The organism is Nocardia paucivorans NBRC 100373, from assembly GCF_000308675.1.
GTDB lineage: Bacteria > Actinomycetota > Actinomycetes > Mycobacteriales > Mycobacteriaceae > Nocardia > Nocardia paucivorans.
The window spans coordinates 1-14,959 of the sequence record NZ_BAGE01000039.1 but is presented as its reverse complement, the minus strand read 5'-3'; the positions used below and the strand labels follow the sequence as shown (position 1 = coordinate 14,959).

Annotated in this window: 15 protein-coding genes and 1 pseudogene; 9 read left to right on the top strand and 7 right to left on the bottom strand. The window is 66.8% G+C overall.

What is annotated here, in order from left to right; translation table 11 throughout:
- Positions 1-20: 20 nt before the first annotated feature.
- Both ON32_RS10610 and ON32_RS10605 read right to left on the bottom strand, forming a co-directional pair.
- Positions 21-1,394 carry an FAD-dependent oxidoreductase gene (locus ON32_RS10610; protein ID WP_040790695.1) on the bottom strand — a complete coding sequence of 458 codons (1,374 nt, stop codon included), beginning with the start codon at positions 1,392-1,394 and terminating at the stop codon, positions 21-23.
- A gap of 117 nt (positions 1,395-1,511) precedes the next feature.
- Entirely contained in the window at positions 1,512-3,062 is a 1,551-nt protein-coding gene (locus ON32_RS10605) for a flavin-containing monooxygenase (RefSeq protein WP_040790694.1), read from the bottom strand.
- 142 nt (positions 3,063-3,204) lie between these two features.
- Here ON32_RS10605 and ON32_RS10600 point away from each other — a divergent pair, with 142 nt between their 5' ends.
- Positions 3,205-3,834: a class I SAM-dependent methyltransferase gene (locus ON32_RS10600; protein ID WP_051133104.1), complete on the top strand. Its 630-nt coding sequence runs from the start codon at positions 3,205-3,207 to the stop codon at positions 3,832-3,834.
- Here the strand turns inward: ON32_RS10600 and ON32_RS10595 are convergent, their stop codons facing one another.
- From ON32_RS10595 to ON32_RS29990, 3 genes and pseudogenes are all read right to left on the bottom strand, one after another.
- Positions 3,835-4,716 (bottom strand): LLM class F420-dependent oxidoreductase, encoded by an 882-nt coding sequence (locus ON32_RS10595; RefSeq protein ID WP_040790693.1) that lies wholly within the window; start codon positions 4,714-4,716, stop codon positions 3,835-3,837.
- A gap of 88 nt (positions 4,717-4,804) precedes the next feature.
- Positions 4,805-5,530, bottom strand: coding sequence for a Rossmann-fold NAD(P)-binding domain-containing protein (locus tag ON32_RS10590; RefSeq protein WP_373284289.1), 726 nt, complete (start codon positions 5,528-5,530; stop codon positions 4,805-4,807).
- Between the two features lie 172 nt (positions 5,531-5,702).
- Positions 5,703-5,891, bottom strand: a pseudogene (locus ON32_RS29990) (NAD-dependent epimerase/dehydratase family protein); the annotation flags it as partial.
- Positions 5,892-5,940: 49 nt separating this feature from the next.
- On the opposite strand from ON32_RS29990, the gene ON32_RS10585 reads away from it, so the two are divergent.
- The 4 genes from ON32_RS10585 to ON32_RS10570 all read left to right on the top strand — a co-directional run bounded on the left by ON32_RS10585 (position 5,941) and on the right by ON32_RS10570 (position 9,026).
- The gene (locus tag ON32_RS10585) at positions 5,941-6,558 is read left to right on the top strand and encodes a TetR/AcrR family transcriptional regulator (protein WP_085995162.1); all 618 of its coding nucleotides are present in this window, start codon (positions 5,941-5,943) and stop codon (positions 6,556-6,558) included.
- A 7-nt stretch (positions 6,559-6,565) separates the two neighbouring features.
- Positions 6,566-7,705, top strand: a complete 1,140-nt coding sequence (locus tag ON32_RS10580) for an alkaline phosphatase family protein (RefSeq protein ID WP_083874306.1) — start codon at positions 6,566-6,568, stop codon at positions 7,703-7,705.
- A 125-nt stretch (positions 7,706-7,830) separates the two neighbouring features.
- On the top strand, positions 7,831-8,145 hold the full coding sequence (locus ON32_RS10575; protein WP_040790692.1) for a hypothetical protein: 315 nt from the start codon (positions 7,831-7,833) through the stop codon (positions 8,143-8,145).
- A 476-nt stretch (positions 8,146-8,621) separates the two neighbouring features.
- Positions 8,622-9,026 (top strand): DUF779 domain-containing protein, encoded by a 405-nt coding sequence (locus ON32_RS10570; RefSeq protein WP_040790691.1) that lies wholly within the window; start codon positions 8,622-8,624, stop codon positions 9,024-9,026.
- Positions 9,027-9,042: 16 nt separating this feature from the next.
- Here ON32_RS10570 and ON32_RS10565 read toward each other — a convergent pair whose 3' ends face one another.
- A complete protein-coding gene (locus ON32_RS10565; protein ID WP_040790690.1) occupies positions 9,043-10,596 on the bottom strand; it encodes a succinic semialdehyde dehydrogenase in 1,554 nt (517 codons plus the stop codon).
- A gap of 176 nt (positions 10,597-10,772) precedes the next feature.
- Here ON32_RS10565 and ON32_RS10560 point away from each other — a divergent pair, with 176 nt between their 5' ends.
- Genes ON32_RS10560 through ON32_RS10545 form a run of 4 tightly spaced genes read left to right on the top strand, consistent with a single transcriptional unit; the run spans position 10,773 to position 14,608 of the window.
- On the top strand, positions 10,773-13,190 hold the full coding sequence (locus tag ON32_RS10560) for a sensor histidine kinase (RefSeq protein WP_040790689.1): 2,418 nt from the start codon (positions 10,773-10,775) through the stop codon (positions 13,188-13,190).
- On the top strand, positions 13,191-13,613 hold the full coding sequence (locus ON32_RS10555; protein ID WP_040790688.1) for a roadblock/LC7 domain-containing protein: 423 nt from the start codon (positions 13,191-13,193) through the stop codon (positions 13,611-13,613).
- Positions 13,614-13,629: 16 nt separating this feature from the next.
- Positions 13,630-14,004 (top strand): DUF742 domain-containing protein, encoded by a 375-nt coding sequence (locus ON32_RS10550; RefSeq protein ID WP_040790687.1) that lies wholly within the window; start codon positions 13,630-13,632, stop codon positions 14,002-14,004.
- A complete protein-coding gene (locus tag ON32_RS10545; RefSeq protein WP_083874304.1) occupies positions 13,985-14,608 on the top strand; it encodes a GTP-binding protein in 624 nt (207 codons plus the stop codon). The genes ON32_RS10550 and ON32_RS10545 overlap by 20 nt, the downstream gene beginning before the upstream one ends.
- Before the next feature lie 117 nt (positions 14,609-14,725).
- Here ON32_RS10545 and ON32_RS10540 read toward each other — a convergent pair.
- A partial coding sequence (locus ON32_RS10540; RefSeq protein WP_040790685.1) for a DNA mismatch repair protein MutT occupies positions 14,726-14,959 on the bottom strand: 234 nt, incomplete at its 5' end.

The following is a 14,959-nucleotide window of genomic DNA, read 5'->3' as shown; positions in this document are numbered from 1 at the left end:
CCGTGGTGGCGCAAGCCGACTCACCCGCGTTCCCACACCGCTCGCGCCGTTTTCCGGGCGGCCACCAGTACGGGATCCCACACCGGAGAGAACGGCGGCGCATACCCGAGGTCCAGGGCGGTCACCTGTTCGACGGTCATACCGGCGGTGAGCGCGACGGCCGCGATATCGACGCGCTTTGCGGCCCCTTCCCGACCGACGATCTGCACTCCCAGCAATCGCCCGGTTCGGCGTTCGGCGATCATTTTCACCGTCATCGGGGAAGGATTGCGGTAGTAACCGGCGCGACTGGTGGATTCGATGGTGGCGGTGACGAATTGCAGTCCGGCGGCGTGGGCATCCTTCTCCCGTAGCCCGGTTCGGGCCACCTCCAGGCCGCAGACCTTGCTCACGGCGGTGCCGACGACACCGGGGAAGGTGGCATATCCCCCGCCGATATTCGACCCTATGACCTGACCGTGTTTGTTGGCGTGGGTGCCGAGTGGGATATGTCGTCGCATCCCACTGACGAGTTCGAGCACTTCCACACAGTCGCCGCCCGCCCAGATATCGTCGTGGCCGCACACCCGCATGGCGCTGTCGGTGAGCAGGCCGCCATACGCGCCGATCGGCAGCCCCGCGGCCCGCGCCAGATCGGTCTCCGGGCGGACACCCATGCCCAGGACCACCACGTCCGCCGGGTATTCCCGCCCCGCGGCGACGACCGCGCGGGCCCGGCCGGTGTCGTCGGTGCGGATCTCGGTCACCTCGGCGTCGCCGACAACCCGCACCCCCATATCGCACAGCGCGGTGCGCACCAGGGCCCCCATATCCGGATCCAGGGTCGCCATCGGTTCCGCACCCCGATAGACCATGGTGACCTCGAAACCGTGGCGGATCAGCGCCTCCGCCATCTCCACCCCGATATATCCCGCCCCCACGACCACGGCGCGCCGGCCGTCGGTCGTGGTGAGCGTATCGAGCAGCGCTTCCCCGTCGTCGAGGGTCTGCACCCCGTGCACGCCGAGAGCATCGATACCGGGCAGCGGCGGACGGATCGGGCGCGCGCCGGTGGCCAGAACGAGTTCGTCGTAACCGATTCGGTTCTCGGCACCGGTGTTCCGATCCCGGGTGCGCACCCACCGGCCCGCGATATCGAGTTCGATCGCCTCGGTCCCCAACCTCACATCGATGTGCCGGGACCGATGCTCTTCGGGTGTGCGCGCTATGAGCCGGTCGCGGCTTTCGACATCACCGGCGATCCAGTACGGGATGCCGCAGGCCGAATACGAGGTGTGTCGGCCACGTTCGAACACCACGATCTCCAGTTCGTCGGGGCCACGCAGCCGGCGCGCCTGGGATGCCGCGGACATTCCGGTCGCGTCGCCGCCGATGATCACCAACCGCTCGGTCATATCGCCACGCTACCGAGCCGGGCGCACGAATCGGACCCCGGTGCGGATATCGGGACCACGCTGCTCTCCGGACGTTGTGGGAGAACGGGACCCGAGCCGTGAGTGGCGGCCCGACGCTCAGTCGAAGCGGGCGCCGATGAGCGGCAGCCGGACGGGCATCTTCCGTCGCGGGGCTCCCGTCGTCTGCGCGCCGTGAGCGTCGGTGAAGGTGAGTATGCCGTCCTGGATCGGGCTGTTGCGCAGATAGGTTCGATCGCGAAAGTAGCTGTTGACCACCTTCCACGGCCCCCCGGTGCCCTGCCGGGGCATCACCGCGTCGCCCCGCTCGATATAGCCGGAGGTCAGCGCTCCGCCCATTACCGATTCCGTCGAACGGTCGCGGTCGCGGGCTCGGGCGACGAAACGGGTGAATCCCTTGTCGCGCATCAGGTTCAGCACCCGACAGAAATACTCCGCGGCCAGATCGGCCTTGAGTGTCCAGGACGCGTTGACATAGCCGAGGACCATCATGGCGTTGGGGATTCCGTCGACCAGGGCGCCCTTGTACATGACCCGCTCCCGCATGACGACCGGTTCGCCGTCGATATCGACGGTCGCGCCGCCCAGGATCTGAATGGTCAGCCCGGTGGCGGTGACGACGATATCGGCGGGTATCTCCATTCCGGCGGCCACCCGGATACCGGTTTCGGTGAAGGTGTCGATGTGATCGGTGACGACCGAGGCGTCCCCACGGCGCAGCGCCTCGAACAGGTCTCCGTCGGGCACCACACACAACCGCTGGTCCCAGGGGGCGTAGTTCGGCGTGAAATGCCGCATATCGATATTCGGGCCGACCGCCCGGCGCACCCAGTTCAAAAACAGCCGCCGGGTGAACTCCGGTCGGCGCCGTGACAGCTGATAACTGCCCTGCTGCAGGGCGATATTGCGGGCCCGACCCAACCGGTAGGTGAACTGCGCCGGCGCCCGGATGTTCACCAGCCCCACCGCGACCGGATCATCGGCCGGGATGGAGACGATATAGCTGGGCGACCGCTGCAGCATGGTCACGTGTTCGGCTTCATCGACCAGGGACGGGATCAGCGTGACAGCGGTCGCCCCGCTGCCGATCACCACAACCCGTTTACCGCGGTAGTCCAGGTCCGGCGGCCAGTGCTGAGGGTGGACGATCCGTCCGCCGAACTTCTCCTCCCCCGCGAATTTCGGCCGATAACCGTTGTCGTAGTCGTAGTAGCCGGTGCAGCCGGCCAGGAAATCGGCGGTCCAGATCTCCTCCTCGCCGCTCTCCTCCTCGCCGTCCTGTTCGATCACCGCGCGCACCGTCCACCGGTTGTCCGCGCTGGACCAACTCGCCGACACCACCCGCCGGCCGAAACGAATATGCGGAGTGACCCCGTATTCGTCGGCGGTTTCCCGAATATAGCGGCGAATACTCGCGCCGTCGGCCAGCATTTTCGTGCCCCGCCAGGGCCGGAAGCCATAGCCGAAGGAATACATATCCGAATCGGAGCGGATACCCGGATAACGGAACAGATCCCAGGTGCCGCCCATGGCGGTGCGCCGCTCCAGGATGGCGTAACTGCGCCCGGTTCGCTCCTTCGTCAGGTGACAGGCCACATCGATACCGGACAGGCCGGCCCCGATTATCAGTACGTCGACATGTCGCGCCATCTGCGCTCCCGTCTGTCGCATCGGTGCCCGGGCACGCCGAAAGCACCTTTGCCTGTGACCGAGGGTTCATACTAATCGATCCGCAGGCGGGCCGTCGGATCACGCCCACAACGGGGCCACACGGTCTCGGTACCGTGTCCGAATGAGACGCGACCCGTACTGGAACCACAACACCCACTATCACCCGTGGCTGCTGCGACAGCTTCCCGATTCGGTCGCCACCGCATTGGACGTCGGTTGTGGCGACGGCCTGTTGGCGCGCAAACTCGCCACGCGCTGCGAGTCCGTGCTCGGCGTGGATTCCGACGCCCAGGTCCTCGACCACGCCGACCCCGCGCCGCAGGTGCGGTTCCGGCAGGAGGATTTCCGCCGGACAACCGGCACATTCGAGGTGGTGACCGCGGTCGCCGTCCTCCACCACGTTCCGCTCGTCGAAGGCCTCACCGCGCTGCGTCGGCTCGTCGCTCCCGGCGGACTGCTGCTCGTGATCGGGCTGTGGAAGTCGACCCCGCGCCACGATTTCGGCTACCTACCACTGTTGCCCGCGACCTCGGTGGTCCAAGCCCTGCACCGCCACCGCCGCGGCGACCCGGACGTGACCCTGCGCGATCCCGTCGAAACCATCGGGCAGATCCGCACGGCGGCGGCCGAGATCCTGCCGGGGGCGCGGATCCGCCGACGGCTGATGTGGCGCTACACTCTGCGCTGGCGCAACCCCGCCCGGCGACCGGCCGATCGGATAGGTTCGGACCTGGCGATATCGGCGCGGTGATCAGCGCAGCAGCTCGATGACCGGCGCGAATGCCTCCATGCTCGACTCGAGCACGGTGATGTAGTCGAAGCCGAACCGTTCCCGGTTCGCGCGCAGCCGATCGGCGATCTCCTGCGGGGTGCCCAGCAGTATCGTCGGTAGTTCGTCCAGGTTCGCCAGTGTTTCCGGTGCAACCTTGGAGCCGTATTCGTCCAGGAAATCGGCGCGCTGTTCGGGCGGTACCACGGCCTGCACGAGAATGTTCAGTTCCACCTCGTGTGCGCGCTGCCCCAGGGCCTTGCGCACATGGTCGACCCGATCGTCGATCTCGTCGGGCGTCGCGAACCGCAGCGTGCCCGCGGAGGTCGACGGCGCGCCCGTGAATGCCACCACCGAGGCATATCGGGCGGCCAGCCCCAGCAGTCGATCACCCCAACCGGCGATGAGCAACGGCGGCCCGCCCGCCTGCGCTGGGCGCGGCTCGTGGTTCGGATCCGTGAACAACCTGCGCAATGTGGTCACGGTGTGCTCCAGCTGCTCGACCCGTTGCCCGCCCGTACCGAACGGGATCCGGGCGGCGTCGAATTCCTCGCGGACGTATCCCGCGCCGAGTCCCAGCTCCAACCGTCCGTCGACGAACAGATCGGTTCCCGCGGCCTCCCGGGCCAGCAGAACCGGGTTGTAGAACGGCGCGTTGAGAACGAAGGTGGTCAACCGCACCCGTTCGGTGGCCTCGGCGGCCAATACGATCGCGGGAAACGGCGGAACCAGACCGAGGTGATCGGCCACCCCGATGACGTCGTAGCCCAGGGCTTCGGCGCGCCGGCATTTGTCCACCCACTGCTTGCGCGATTGCGGAAGCAGCATATTGACACCGAATCGAAAACCACGCTCTGCGTTCACAAATTCTGTCTACCGGTCCCCGGCTCCGGATACAACGACCCTATGCGGCACGGAGGGCCGGGAGGTGACCACCGGCATATCCGGTCGCTCACGCCTCGATGGTTTTCGCCGCTCCCGGATACCGGCCGAACCGCACCCCGGCCTTCACTCTCGGCGCGGCCACCACTTCGTGTCGGAGCAGGCTGTCGGCGGTATCGCGCAGAGTCTCTCGCACGGGACGCATCGTCCACCCCAGATCACGCCGCGCCTTGTCGGCACCGAACCGTTCCACCCGTCCCAAGGTGGGCACGGTCAGCCGCAGGTCGCGGTCCACGAGCGCAACCGCGCGCACCAACAGGTCGGGCAGACCGCGGGTGGGTATGCGAAAACCGCGGGGGTCGAACTCCTCGGCCGGCACCTCGGCCATCTCTCGCATCCAGAGGTGCTCGCCGGCGCAGATATAGCGATTCCCGGCCGCCTCCGGTGTCTCCATTGCGAGCCGGTGCGCCACCGCCAGATCTCGGACGTCGACCACCGCCCACCCCACTCGCGGCACACCGGGGGCCGCGCCCTCGAACAGGCGGCGTACCGGTTCGTGTGAGGTGCTCGTCTCCGGTGACAGTATCGGCCCGAGGACCATACCCGGGTTGGCCACGACCAGCTCCAAACCGCGATCGACGGGCAGGGCGGCGATGAAATCCCACGCAGCGCGTTCGGCCGGCGTTTTGCTCTGCGGATAGGCGGGGCTGCGTTCCACGATCGTCCAGTCCGCTTCGGTGCGCAGCGCGTCGTCGTGTCCGTATGCGATCGCCGCGACCGATGAGGTCACCACCATCCGACGCACGTGGTCGGCCGCGGCGCAGGCCCGCAATACCCGCAGGGTGCCGTCGACGGCGGGGGTGGATCAATTCTCGGGCGTCGTTCGGCGGGGTCGACGGAAACGGTGGGGCGATATGTAGCACATGCTCGCAGTCCGCGACAGCGTCGGACCAGCCCTCGTCGCGATCGAGGTCGGCGCCGACGATGGCGAGTGCGCCCCCGACGCGGGAGGCGTGGTCGACCAGATGTGCGTATTTGTGGGCATCACGTGGGTTTCGGACGGTGCCACGCACCGCGTAACCGTGGTCGAGAAGTTCGACGATGACATGTCCGGCGACGAAACCCGCTGCGCCGGTGACGAGAACCCGGGTGCTCATATTTCTTCCATCTCTTCCGCGGGTGCCGATGCGAGCGAGCATCTGAACACTGCCGGCCGCCTGCCTGCGGCTGATCGAAACCGAGGGCATCGCAGCGGTGAGCCTGCGCCGGGTCGCCCGCGAGGCCGGGGTCAGCTCCGGCGCGCCCTATCACCACTTCACCGACCGCGCCGCCCTACTGGCCGCCCTGTCCACCGAGGGATTTCGCCTCCTCGCCGCGGATCTGACCACCGCTGGAAATACGGCACCCACCCCGGTCGCCGCGCTGACCGCCATGGGCGCGGCCTATGTGCAATTCGCCATCCATCGTCCCGGCTATTTCCGGTTGATGTTCCGTCCGGAACTTTCGCAGCCCGACAAACACCCGGACACCCGTGTGGCCGGTGAGGCCGCGTTCGGTGTGCTCACCGACGCCGTCGCCGACTGCGTCGCGGCAGGAGACCTCGCGGCCGACCGCGCCGAAACGGTCGCCGTCACGGAATGGGCCCTCGGTCACGATATCGCCGCGCTGTGGTTGGACGGTCAACTCGACAAGCGCAGCGCCATGTTCGGCACCTCCGCAACCGAACTCGTCGACTCCGTGCTGGGCACCATCACCGGGCCCCTGTCCGCCCCGCGCCGACCCGACGGGTGGGCTTGTCCGAACCATCGCCACGGCGCATGCTGATTCCGTGATGATCGCGCCCCGATACGGTACGGGCTCTCTTGCCGATCTCCTTCCCTCACTGCTCGGGTGCTTCGACGTACCCGGAGAGCACGACCGTCTCGGATTGGCGCTCGACATCACTCGGGTATGCGTATTGCTGGTGGACGGCCTGGGCGCCGACGCGCTCGCCGCGCACCCCGAGGCGGCACCATTCCTGACCGGGACGGCACCGCGGCGGCTCACCGCGGGATTTCCCACCACCACGGCCACGAGTCTGAGTTCGTTCGGCACCGGACTGCCGCCCGGCGAACACGGAATCATCGGCTATCTCCTGCGGCTGCCCGAATACGACCGAATATTCGATCCGTTGGGCTGGCGACTGCACGGCACGCACCGAAAGGGCGAACTTCTCGAGCAGCTGCCGCCCGAGAAGTTCCAACCGCATCCGACGGTTTTCGAGCGGGCAGCCGCACAGGGAATATCGGTGACCCACGTGGCCCCGCGGCAGCTGGCCGGGTCGGGATTGACCCGACTCGCCTTGCGTGGAGCGGTTTTCCGACCGAACACCTCCATCGGTGACCTCGTGGCCGGCATCACCGACGCGCTGCGCTCCGCCCCGCGCACCCTGGTGTACGCCTACCACGCCGATCTGGACACCACCGGACACGTTCGCGGACCATCCGCTCGCTCGTGGTTGCTGGAGTTGGGGCACGTCGACCGGATCGCCGCCGATATCGCCGCGCAGCTGCCGCCGGATGCCGCGCTGATCGTCACTTCCGACCACGGCATGGTCGAACTGGACCGACGAATCGATTACGACACCCACGACGACCTGCGGGCCGGCGTCCACGCACTCGGCGGCGAGGCGCGAGCCCGCCACGTCTACACCGTCGAAGGCGCGACCACGGATGTCCGGGCGGCGTGGACGCAACTCCTCGGCCCCGATTTCCTCGTTCTCACCCGAGCCGAGGCGATCGAACGCGGTTGGTTCGGCCCCCGGGTGCACCCCCATATCGTCGAACGGATCGGCGACCTGGTCGTGGTGGCCCTCGGGGCGGGAGGGATCACGCGATCCACGGTGGAACCGGTGCAGTCTACATTGGTGGGACAGCACGGCTCGCTCACCTCGGCGGAGATGAACGTGCCGCTGTGTGTGTTCACCCCGTGAGCGCGGGCGGCGTCCGTTCCCGGTGACGTCCCCCACCGAATGGCCTTCCGGCATGGACTCGGGCATAGTTTGACAGGTACACGGCCGGCATCGACGCCCGCCGAGCCGACCAGGAGGAACATCGAATGAAAGCCATGGTGACCCGGACCGGCCTGATCGTCGCGGCCGCCGTATCGGTCCTGGTCGGCTGTAGCGAGATCGAGACCGCCCTCAACAAGGGGGGCGACACCCCCTGCCGGGAGTACGTGAAGCAGGACCCCGACACCAAGCGGGTCACGATAACCAAATTCATCAAGGAACAGAGCAACAGCGATCACGAGCCACCGGGAACCCAGGTCGACGCGGCCATCGTTTCCGTCGATCTGCTGTGCAATGTCCAGGCCAATGCCGACACTCCCATCGAGCGGGCGGATATCGCCGGTATCTTCATCCGGAAATAAGCACTCGCCGATTCCCTAGGCCGGTCATACCGCGAGGCGCCGATTCCTCCTGTTTCCGCGGCGGTGACCGGAGATATCGGCGTGGCGGCGCACCCGCGCGGATCGAGACCTCTTACGCAATCGGGCGCATGCCCGGAGGGCGCAGCCGCGGATCGTCGGCCACCATGGCCGGTCGGCGACAGAGGTGCGTATCCGCATTCCGATGCTCGACCCGCCGACCGGGCCCGGAATCCGGTCGAGCTGGTGTTATATGGTCGAGCGAATGGTCCGCGTGGGCAGCGTGGTTCCCGTACGCAATAATGTGAACGCAAGTAGGCGAGGGCGATGCGGATGTGCCGAGCGATTCGCCGACCATCGGCGACACCGCGCTCGAGTGGGGGAACAACCGTCGACGAGCAGTACGAGGGAGCCGGTGTGATACACCAGGTCAGTTCGAGGCCGTCCGTGGTGGGCGGCGGTGCCGGGCAGGAAACCTGATGGCATACCGCAGGGACCGGGTCGCCACAACCGATCGGGCACGAGACGCGCTACGGGACCTGATCGAACAGCACGGCCCCATATTGCTCTATCTATCCGAGAGCAGCACCGGCGATCATTCACCGCACTGGTTGCTCATCCGGGATTTTCGGGCCCGCGAAGGCGATGCCCTACTGGGCCGGCTGGCCTGGCACACCGAATTCTGGGTGAGCGCCGAGCACTATGCGACATATGCGCGTAAACACGTCACCGTGGACGTCCAGGACGACACCGCCCCGGCGGATCCCCCCGCACCCGGCCGAGGCGTACGCTTTCGGCTGCGCACCCGGCAGCTCAGCGCGGCGGAGGTGGCCGCACTCGAGACCACCCCGCGCACCGGAAACGGCTCCCGCCGCAAGAAGTAGCACGGCGCCGCCGCGGTCAACGACCCGGTAGGAAACGCAGGCCCCGCGTGATCGCCATCAGCACCCGCTGCCAGAGTTCCTGAGGGACCAGTGGGGGCGGATCCAGGTTCAGGAAACGGGTGACCACGACGGTTTGCGGTTCGGTGAACTTCAACAATCCATCAGGACCGTGTCTGCGTCCGACACCGGAAATACCCATACCGCCCATCGGCGCGGCCGTGGTGCCCCATGCCGGCGCATAACCCTCGTCCACACACACCGTGCCCGCACGCAGCCGACGCGCGATCCGTTCCCCCTCGGATTTGCTCGCCGCCCACACACTGGCGTTCAGACCGTATTCGGTGTCGTTGGCTCGGGCGACGGCCTCGTCCACACTGTCGACCGGATAGATCGATACCAGCGGACCGAAGGTCTCGTTACGGGCACATTCCATCTCGTCGGTGACTTCCGACAGCACGGTCGGTTCGAAGAACAGCGGTCCCAGGTCCGGACGTGGATTACCACCGGTGAGCACCTTCGCGCCCTTGGCGACCGCATCGGCGAGATGTTTGGTGACCGTCTCCAGCTGCGACTCGGAGATCAACGACCCGATATCGGTGGAGTAGTCGTAGGCAGCGCCGAGTTTCGCCGATTCGACGGCAGTGACGAACCTGTCGGTGAACTCGTCGGCGATCTCACGTTGGACGTAGATCCGCTCGATGGAGATACACAACTGACCGGCATTGGAGAAACAGGCCCGCACCGCCGCCTTGGCGGCCTTGGCGAGATTCGCGCCCCGGGCGACGATCATCGGGTTCTTCCCTCCGAGTTCGGCCGAGAAACCGATCAACCGCTCACCACACTGTTGGGCGAGCACCCGTCCGGTGGCCGAGGAACCGGTGAACATCAGATAGTCGCAGGCGTCCACCATGGCGCGACCGACCACGGGGCCGGGCCCCGGCAGGACGGCCAGCAGATCACGCGGCAACCCGGCGCGGTAGAGCAGATCGGCGCCGGCCAATGTCGAGAACGGGGTCCGACTGTCGGGTTTGACCAGGACCGCGTTCCCCGCCAAAAGGGCGGGAATCGCATCACCGATCGACAGCAACAGGGGATAGTTCCACGGCGCCACGACCGCTACCACCCCTTTGGGCTGCGGGCATACGGACGCGCGGTTGAGCACGGGGAACGCCCCCGGCACCCGATGTTCGTCGAGCAGTTTCGGCGCCAGGCGCGCGAAATAGCGGGCCGCGAAGATCAGGCCCATGACCTCTTCCTGCGCCGCCCACCGGGCCTTGCCGGTTTCGGCCTGGATCACGTCCATGAGCCATTCCCGACGTGCCACGACCAACGCCCGGAACCGCTCGAGGACGGCGGCACGATCGGCGGCCGAGCTGTCCGCCCAGTGGGTCTGCCGGTTCCGGGCCCGGACCGCCGCCTCGGCCACATCGATGGCTGTCGCCACCGGAACCGAACCCAGTGGGCGTCCGGTGAAGACCTCGGAGATGGTGCGAGTGGAGCGGACCTCGGCGTCCTCGATCGCGGCGAGCTCACTCAGACGTTCGAAAACGACGGCTTCCGGCGCGGGCATCCTGGCCTCCTACCTTTGAGTAACTCCCTTTGAGTAACTCGCGGTACTCACAATCTACCCAGATCACCTCGTCGAGGCGACGCTCACCAGCACCGATACCCCGGCAGGTGTCAAATCGAATCCCGATCAACGGAACCCGATATTCGTCGGACATGTTCGTCGTTTAAGTTGTGCCGATGCTCAGAGTACGGCTCGGTGTCCGCACCCGGATCCTGACAATCGCGCTCATCCCGAGTCTGACTCTGTTGGTCGCCGGCGTCGGCACGGCGGGATATCTGATCGACGAAGCGCGCCACGACCGCGAGTTCACCGAGGCGTCCCAGGCCGTGATCGAGCCCACCCGCGTCCTGCTCGAGGCGCTTCAGCAGGAGCGCCGCCTCACCCTGAACCACTTGGCCGGTGATGCGGAGGCAACCACCGCGCTGCCCGGCGCACGGGCCCACACCGATCGCTCGATGCAGCAGCTGTCCGTCGAGGTACAGACCATGCTCGAGCTCGAACCGGACATTCTGACCCGAAACATCGGCGATTTCACCGCCCTGTATCTACAGCGCGAGGTGGTTCGCACGAACACCGACAACCGCACCGTGACACCCACCGACGCCTACACGTTCTATTCCCGCTTGCTCGATGTGGTCGCGGCGGGGACCCAGGTCACGACGCGGCTGGCACTGGACACCGAGGTCGCGGTCGAACTCGGAATCGCCGGCCGACATATCAATGTCATCGAGGCGCTGTCGCGGAGCAATGCGCTGACCGGCGCCGCCCTGACCGCGCACCGACAGATCCTGCTACCGGAGGACTATCGGCAGCAGACCGGCCATTATCGCACCGAAATGAGCAAACTCGCCGAAGATTTCGGTCCCCGCTTCCGGGAGCGAGCTCGGGCGCTGATCACCTCACCGGCCTGGAAACAGCTGGCCGTCATGGAGAATGCGTTGTTCGAGCGCAGCGCGAACCTTCCCGAAGGCACCGTCGCCGCACCGCTTCCGATGACCGCGGACGAATGGGAGGCCGCCGCCGCGCAGGCCGAACACGAACTGGTGGAACTGTGGGACGACCACAACACCGCCATCCAGCGACTCGCACACGACAAGGCCACCGACGCCGCGACCCGGTCGTTGCTGATCGGCCTGGCGGTGCTGGTGCTCAGCGCCGCCGCCTTCGCCGTCTCCCTGGTGCTGGCCAATCGATTCATCCGCAGGCTGGAACGGCTCCGCGATCAAACCCTCGCCCTCGCCGACGAACGATTGCCGGACATGTTGGAACGGCTCCGCGCGGGCGAACAGATCACCCCGGAGGAGCAGGCGCCGCGATTGGACTTCGGTCACGACGAGATCGGTTCGGTGGCCACCGCGTTCGAACACGCGCATGCGGTGGCGATCAATGCGGCGATCACCGAGGCCCGCACCCAGGAGGGTGTGAAAGCGGTGTTCCGCAGTATCGCCCACCGCAGCCAGATGGTGGTGCATCGCCAGCTGGAGATACTCGACGAGGCGGAAAGCCGCGAAGAGGATCCGGCCCTGTTGGAGACGCTGTTCCGGCTCGACCACCTGGCCACCCGGGAACGCCGCAATGCGGAGAACCTCATCATCATGGCCGGTGGCCGTCCGGGCCGGCAGTGGCGCAATCCGGTCCCCTTGGTCGACCTGGTCCGCAGCGCGATCGGTGAAACACTCGACTACGCACGAGTGCAGCTGGCCAGGCTGCCGGATCTGCGCATTGCGGGCAATATCGTCGGCGACCTCATCCACCTCCTCGCCGAACTGATGGACAACGCCGCCTCCTTCTCCCCACCGAAATCGCAGGTGCACGTCTCCGCCTCGATCGTGGGCAAGGGGGTCGCCATCGAGATCACCGACCAGGGCATGGGCATGACCGCCGCGGATCTCGAGCGACTCAACGAAACCCTGCGCAACCCGCCCGATTTCGGGATCGCCGCCCTCTCCGCCGATCCCCGGCTCGGCATCTTCGTGGTGGCGCATCTGTCCGCCCGGCACGGAATCACGGCGCGGCTCGGCGAATCGGACTACGGCGGTATCCGAGCGGTGGTGCTCGTCCCCGGAAACCTGCTGACCGATCCGGCCGACGCACCGACCGAAGTAGGTGCCCTGCCGGTGCTTTCCCCGCCACGTCCCGCCACGAGCGACACGGGGGCGGTGAAGGCGGTGAACAACCACACCGCTGCGACCACGCTGCTCGCGGAACCACCCGAGCCCCCGGCGACTTCGCCTGCCGCGAACGGTTCTCCCACCGCGAACGGTTCTCCCACCGCCGACGATATCCCCACCGACCAGCACGTCCCGCTGCCCGGGACCGCCCCGGAACCGAAACCGGAGCTGCTGCCCGACGGTCGACCCGCTTTACCCCGGCGCAGCAGGCAGGCTAATGTCGCACCGCGACCGGCGAATTCGGAGGACACCGCACCGCACCTACCCCCCGCGGCCCCGCCACGTTCACCCGAAGAGGCCAGAGCCGTGATGGCAGCGATCGATATGGGCACCCGAAAGGGGCGCAGAGCACTGCCGGACAACGACTCCGGCGCGGTGACTCCGCCGCCGGTCGGGATGTCCCCGGATGAACAGGAAGGCTAAGTGTCCAGTTCCACCTCTGGTGATCTGAATTGGCTGCTCGACGATCTCGTGGAGCGGCTCCCGGGCGTCCGGCAGGCGGTCGTACTGTCCACCGACGGATTGCTCCTCGGCCACTCCACCGCCATGGAGCGCACGGACGCCGAACATTTCGCGGCGATGGCGTCCACCTTGTACGGGCTGGGACGTAGCGCCGGCGGCCGATTCGGTGGTGGCGGAGTGCGGCAGGCGGTGATCGAGCTGGAGCAAGCGGTACTTTTCGTGACCTCGGCCGGATCCAATGCCTGCCTGGCATTACAGGCAGCCGAGAACGCCGATCTCGGCCTGGTGGCCTACGAGATCAACCTGACCGTACAGCGGGTCGGCAATTTCCTGTCGACCACCCCGCGCACCGGCTCTCCCGAGGTTGCGCCGCAACGATCGTGAGTTCCGGTGAAATATCATGACGCGTAATGGTGAGCAATGGATCGACGATGCGGCCGGGCCGCTGGTGCGGCCGTATGCCCTCACGCGGGGACGCACCATGGGCGCGGCACACGACTTGGATATGCTCACGGTCGTGGCCACTGCCCGACCGGCACCCGTATTACGTCGGGTGGAGCCCGAATACGCGGAGATAATTCGTCTGTGCGCCGACTCACAGTCGGTGGCGGAAGTGGCAGCCGCCTTGAAACTGCCACTGGCGGTGACCAAGATTCTCGTCGGAGATCTGATCGGTGACGGCCATCTGATCTTCCGGGCACCGACGCAGTCGGAGTCCGGACCCGGCGACCTCAATGTATTGCGAGCGGTACTGGATGGAATCCGAAAAATTTGACCCTGCCCGCCTCGACCCGAACGGGCCCGCCACCCTTGCCGCCTCGGTCAAGGTGCTTATCGCGGGTGGTTTCGGCGTAGGTAAGACGACCATGGTGTCGTCCATCAGCGAAATCCCACCGTTGCGCACCGAGGAGATGATCACCGAGGTCAGCGCCGGGGTGGACGATCTGTCCGGTGTGGAGTCCAAGACCACCACCACGGTGGCACTGGACTTCGGCCGAATCACCATCGACTCCGAACTGGTGCTGTACCTGTTCGGCACCCCGGGCCAGGACCGGTTCTGGTTCCTGTGGGATGAACTCGCCCGGGGCGCACTGGGTGCGGTGGTGCTGGCCGACACCCGCAAACTGGGCAGTTCGTTCGCCGCCATCGACTATTTCGAGCGCCGCGGACTCCCGTTCCTGGTCGCGGTGAACTGTTTCGACGGTGCACCGCGCTACACGACCGAGGAGGTCCGCGACGCGCTCGATCTGGATCGGGCGGTACCGGTGCGGCTGTGCGATGCCCGTAACCGTCAGTCGGCCAAGGACGTGCTGCTCAATCTGATCGAATACCTCATCGATCGGGTCACCAATCCCAAGCTGGCCACCGAACGCGGTTGAGCGCGCCGCCACACCCCGCCGACCATCGTGCGGTCGGTCGGGTGATGAGCCGCGCGCTCGGCCGGTAACCGCGCCACAGTCCGGGGCCGCCCTCGCCCGGGGCGGCCCGATACGACCTCAGCGCAGCAGTCCCGCCGCCCGCAGTTCGTCGAACAGCAATTGATCCACCGGGGGGACGTGCGCGCGACGGTCGTAGCCGAACCAGGCCAACTCCTCGATTTCGCTGCCGGCGGTCAGCACCCCGTGATAGTCGGCGGTATAGCAGCTCATCCGCACCCGTGCGTCGGCGTGCGCGGCCTCGTAGACCCCGACGTGCCGGACGGTATCGGGAAGCAGGGCGACGGTGAGTTC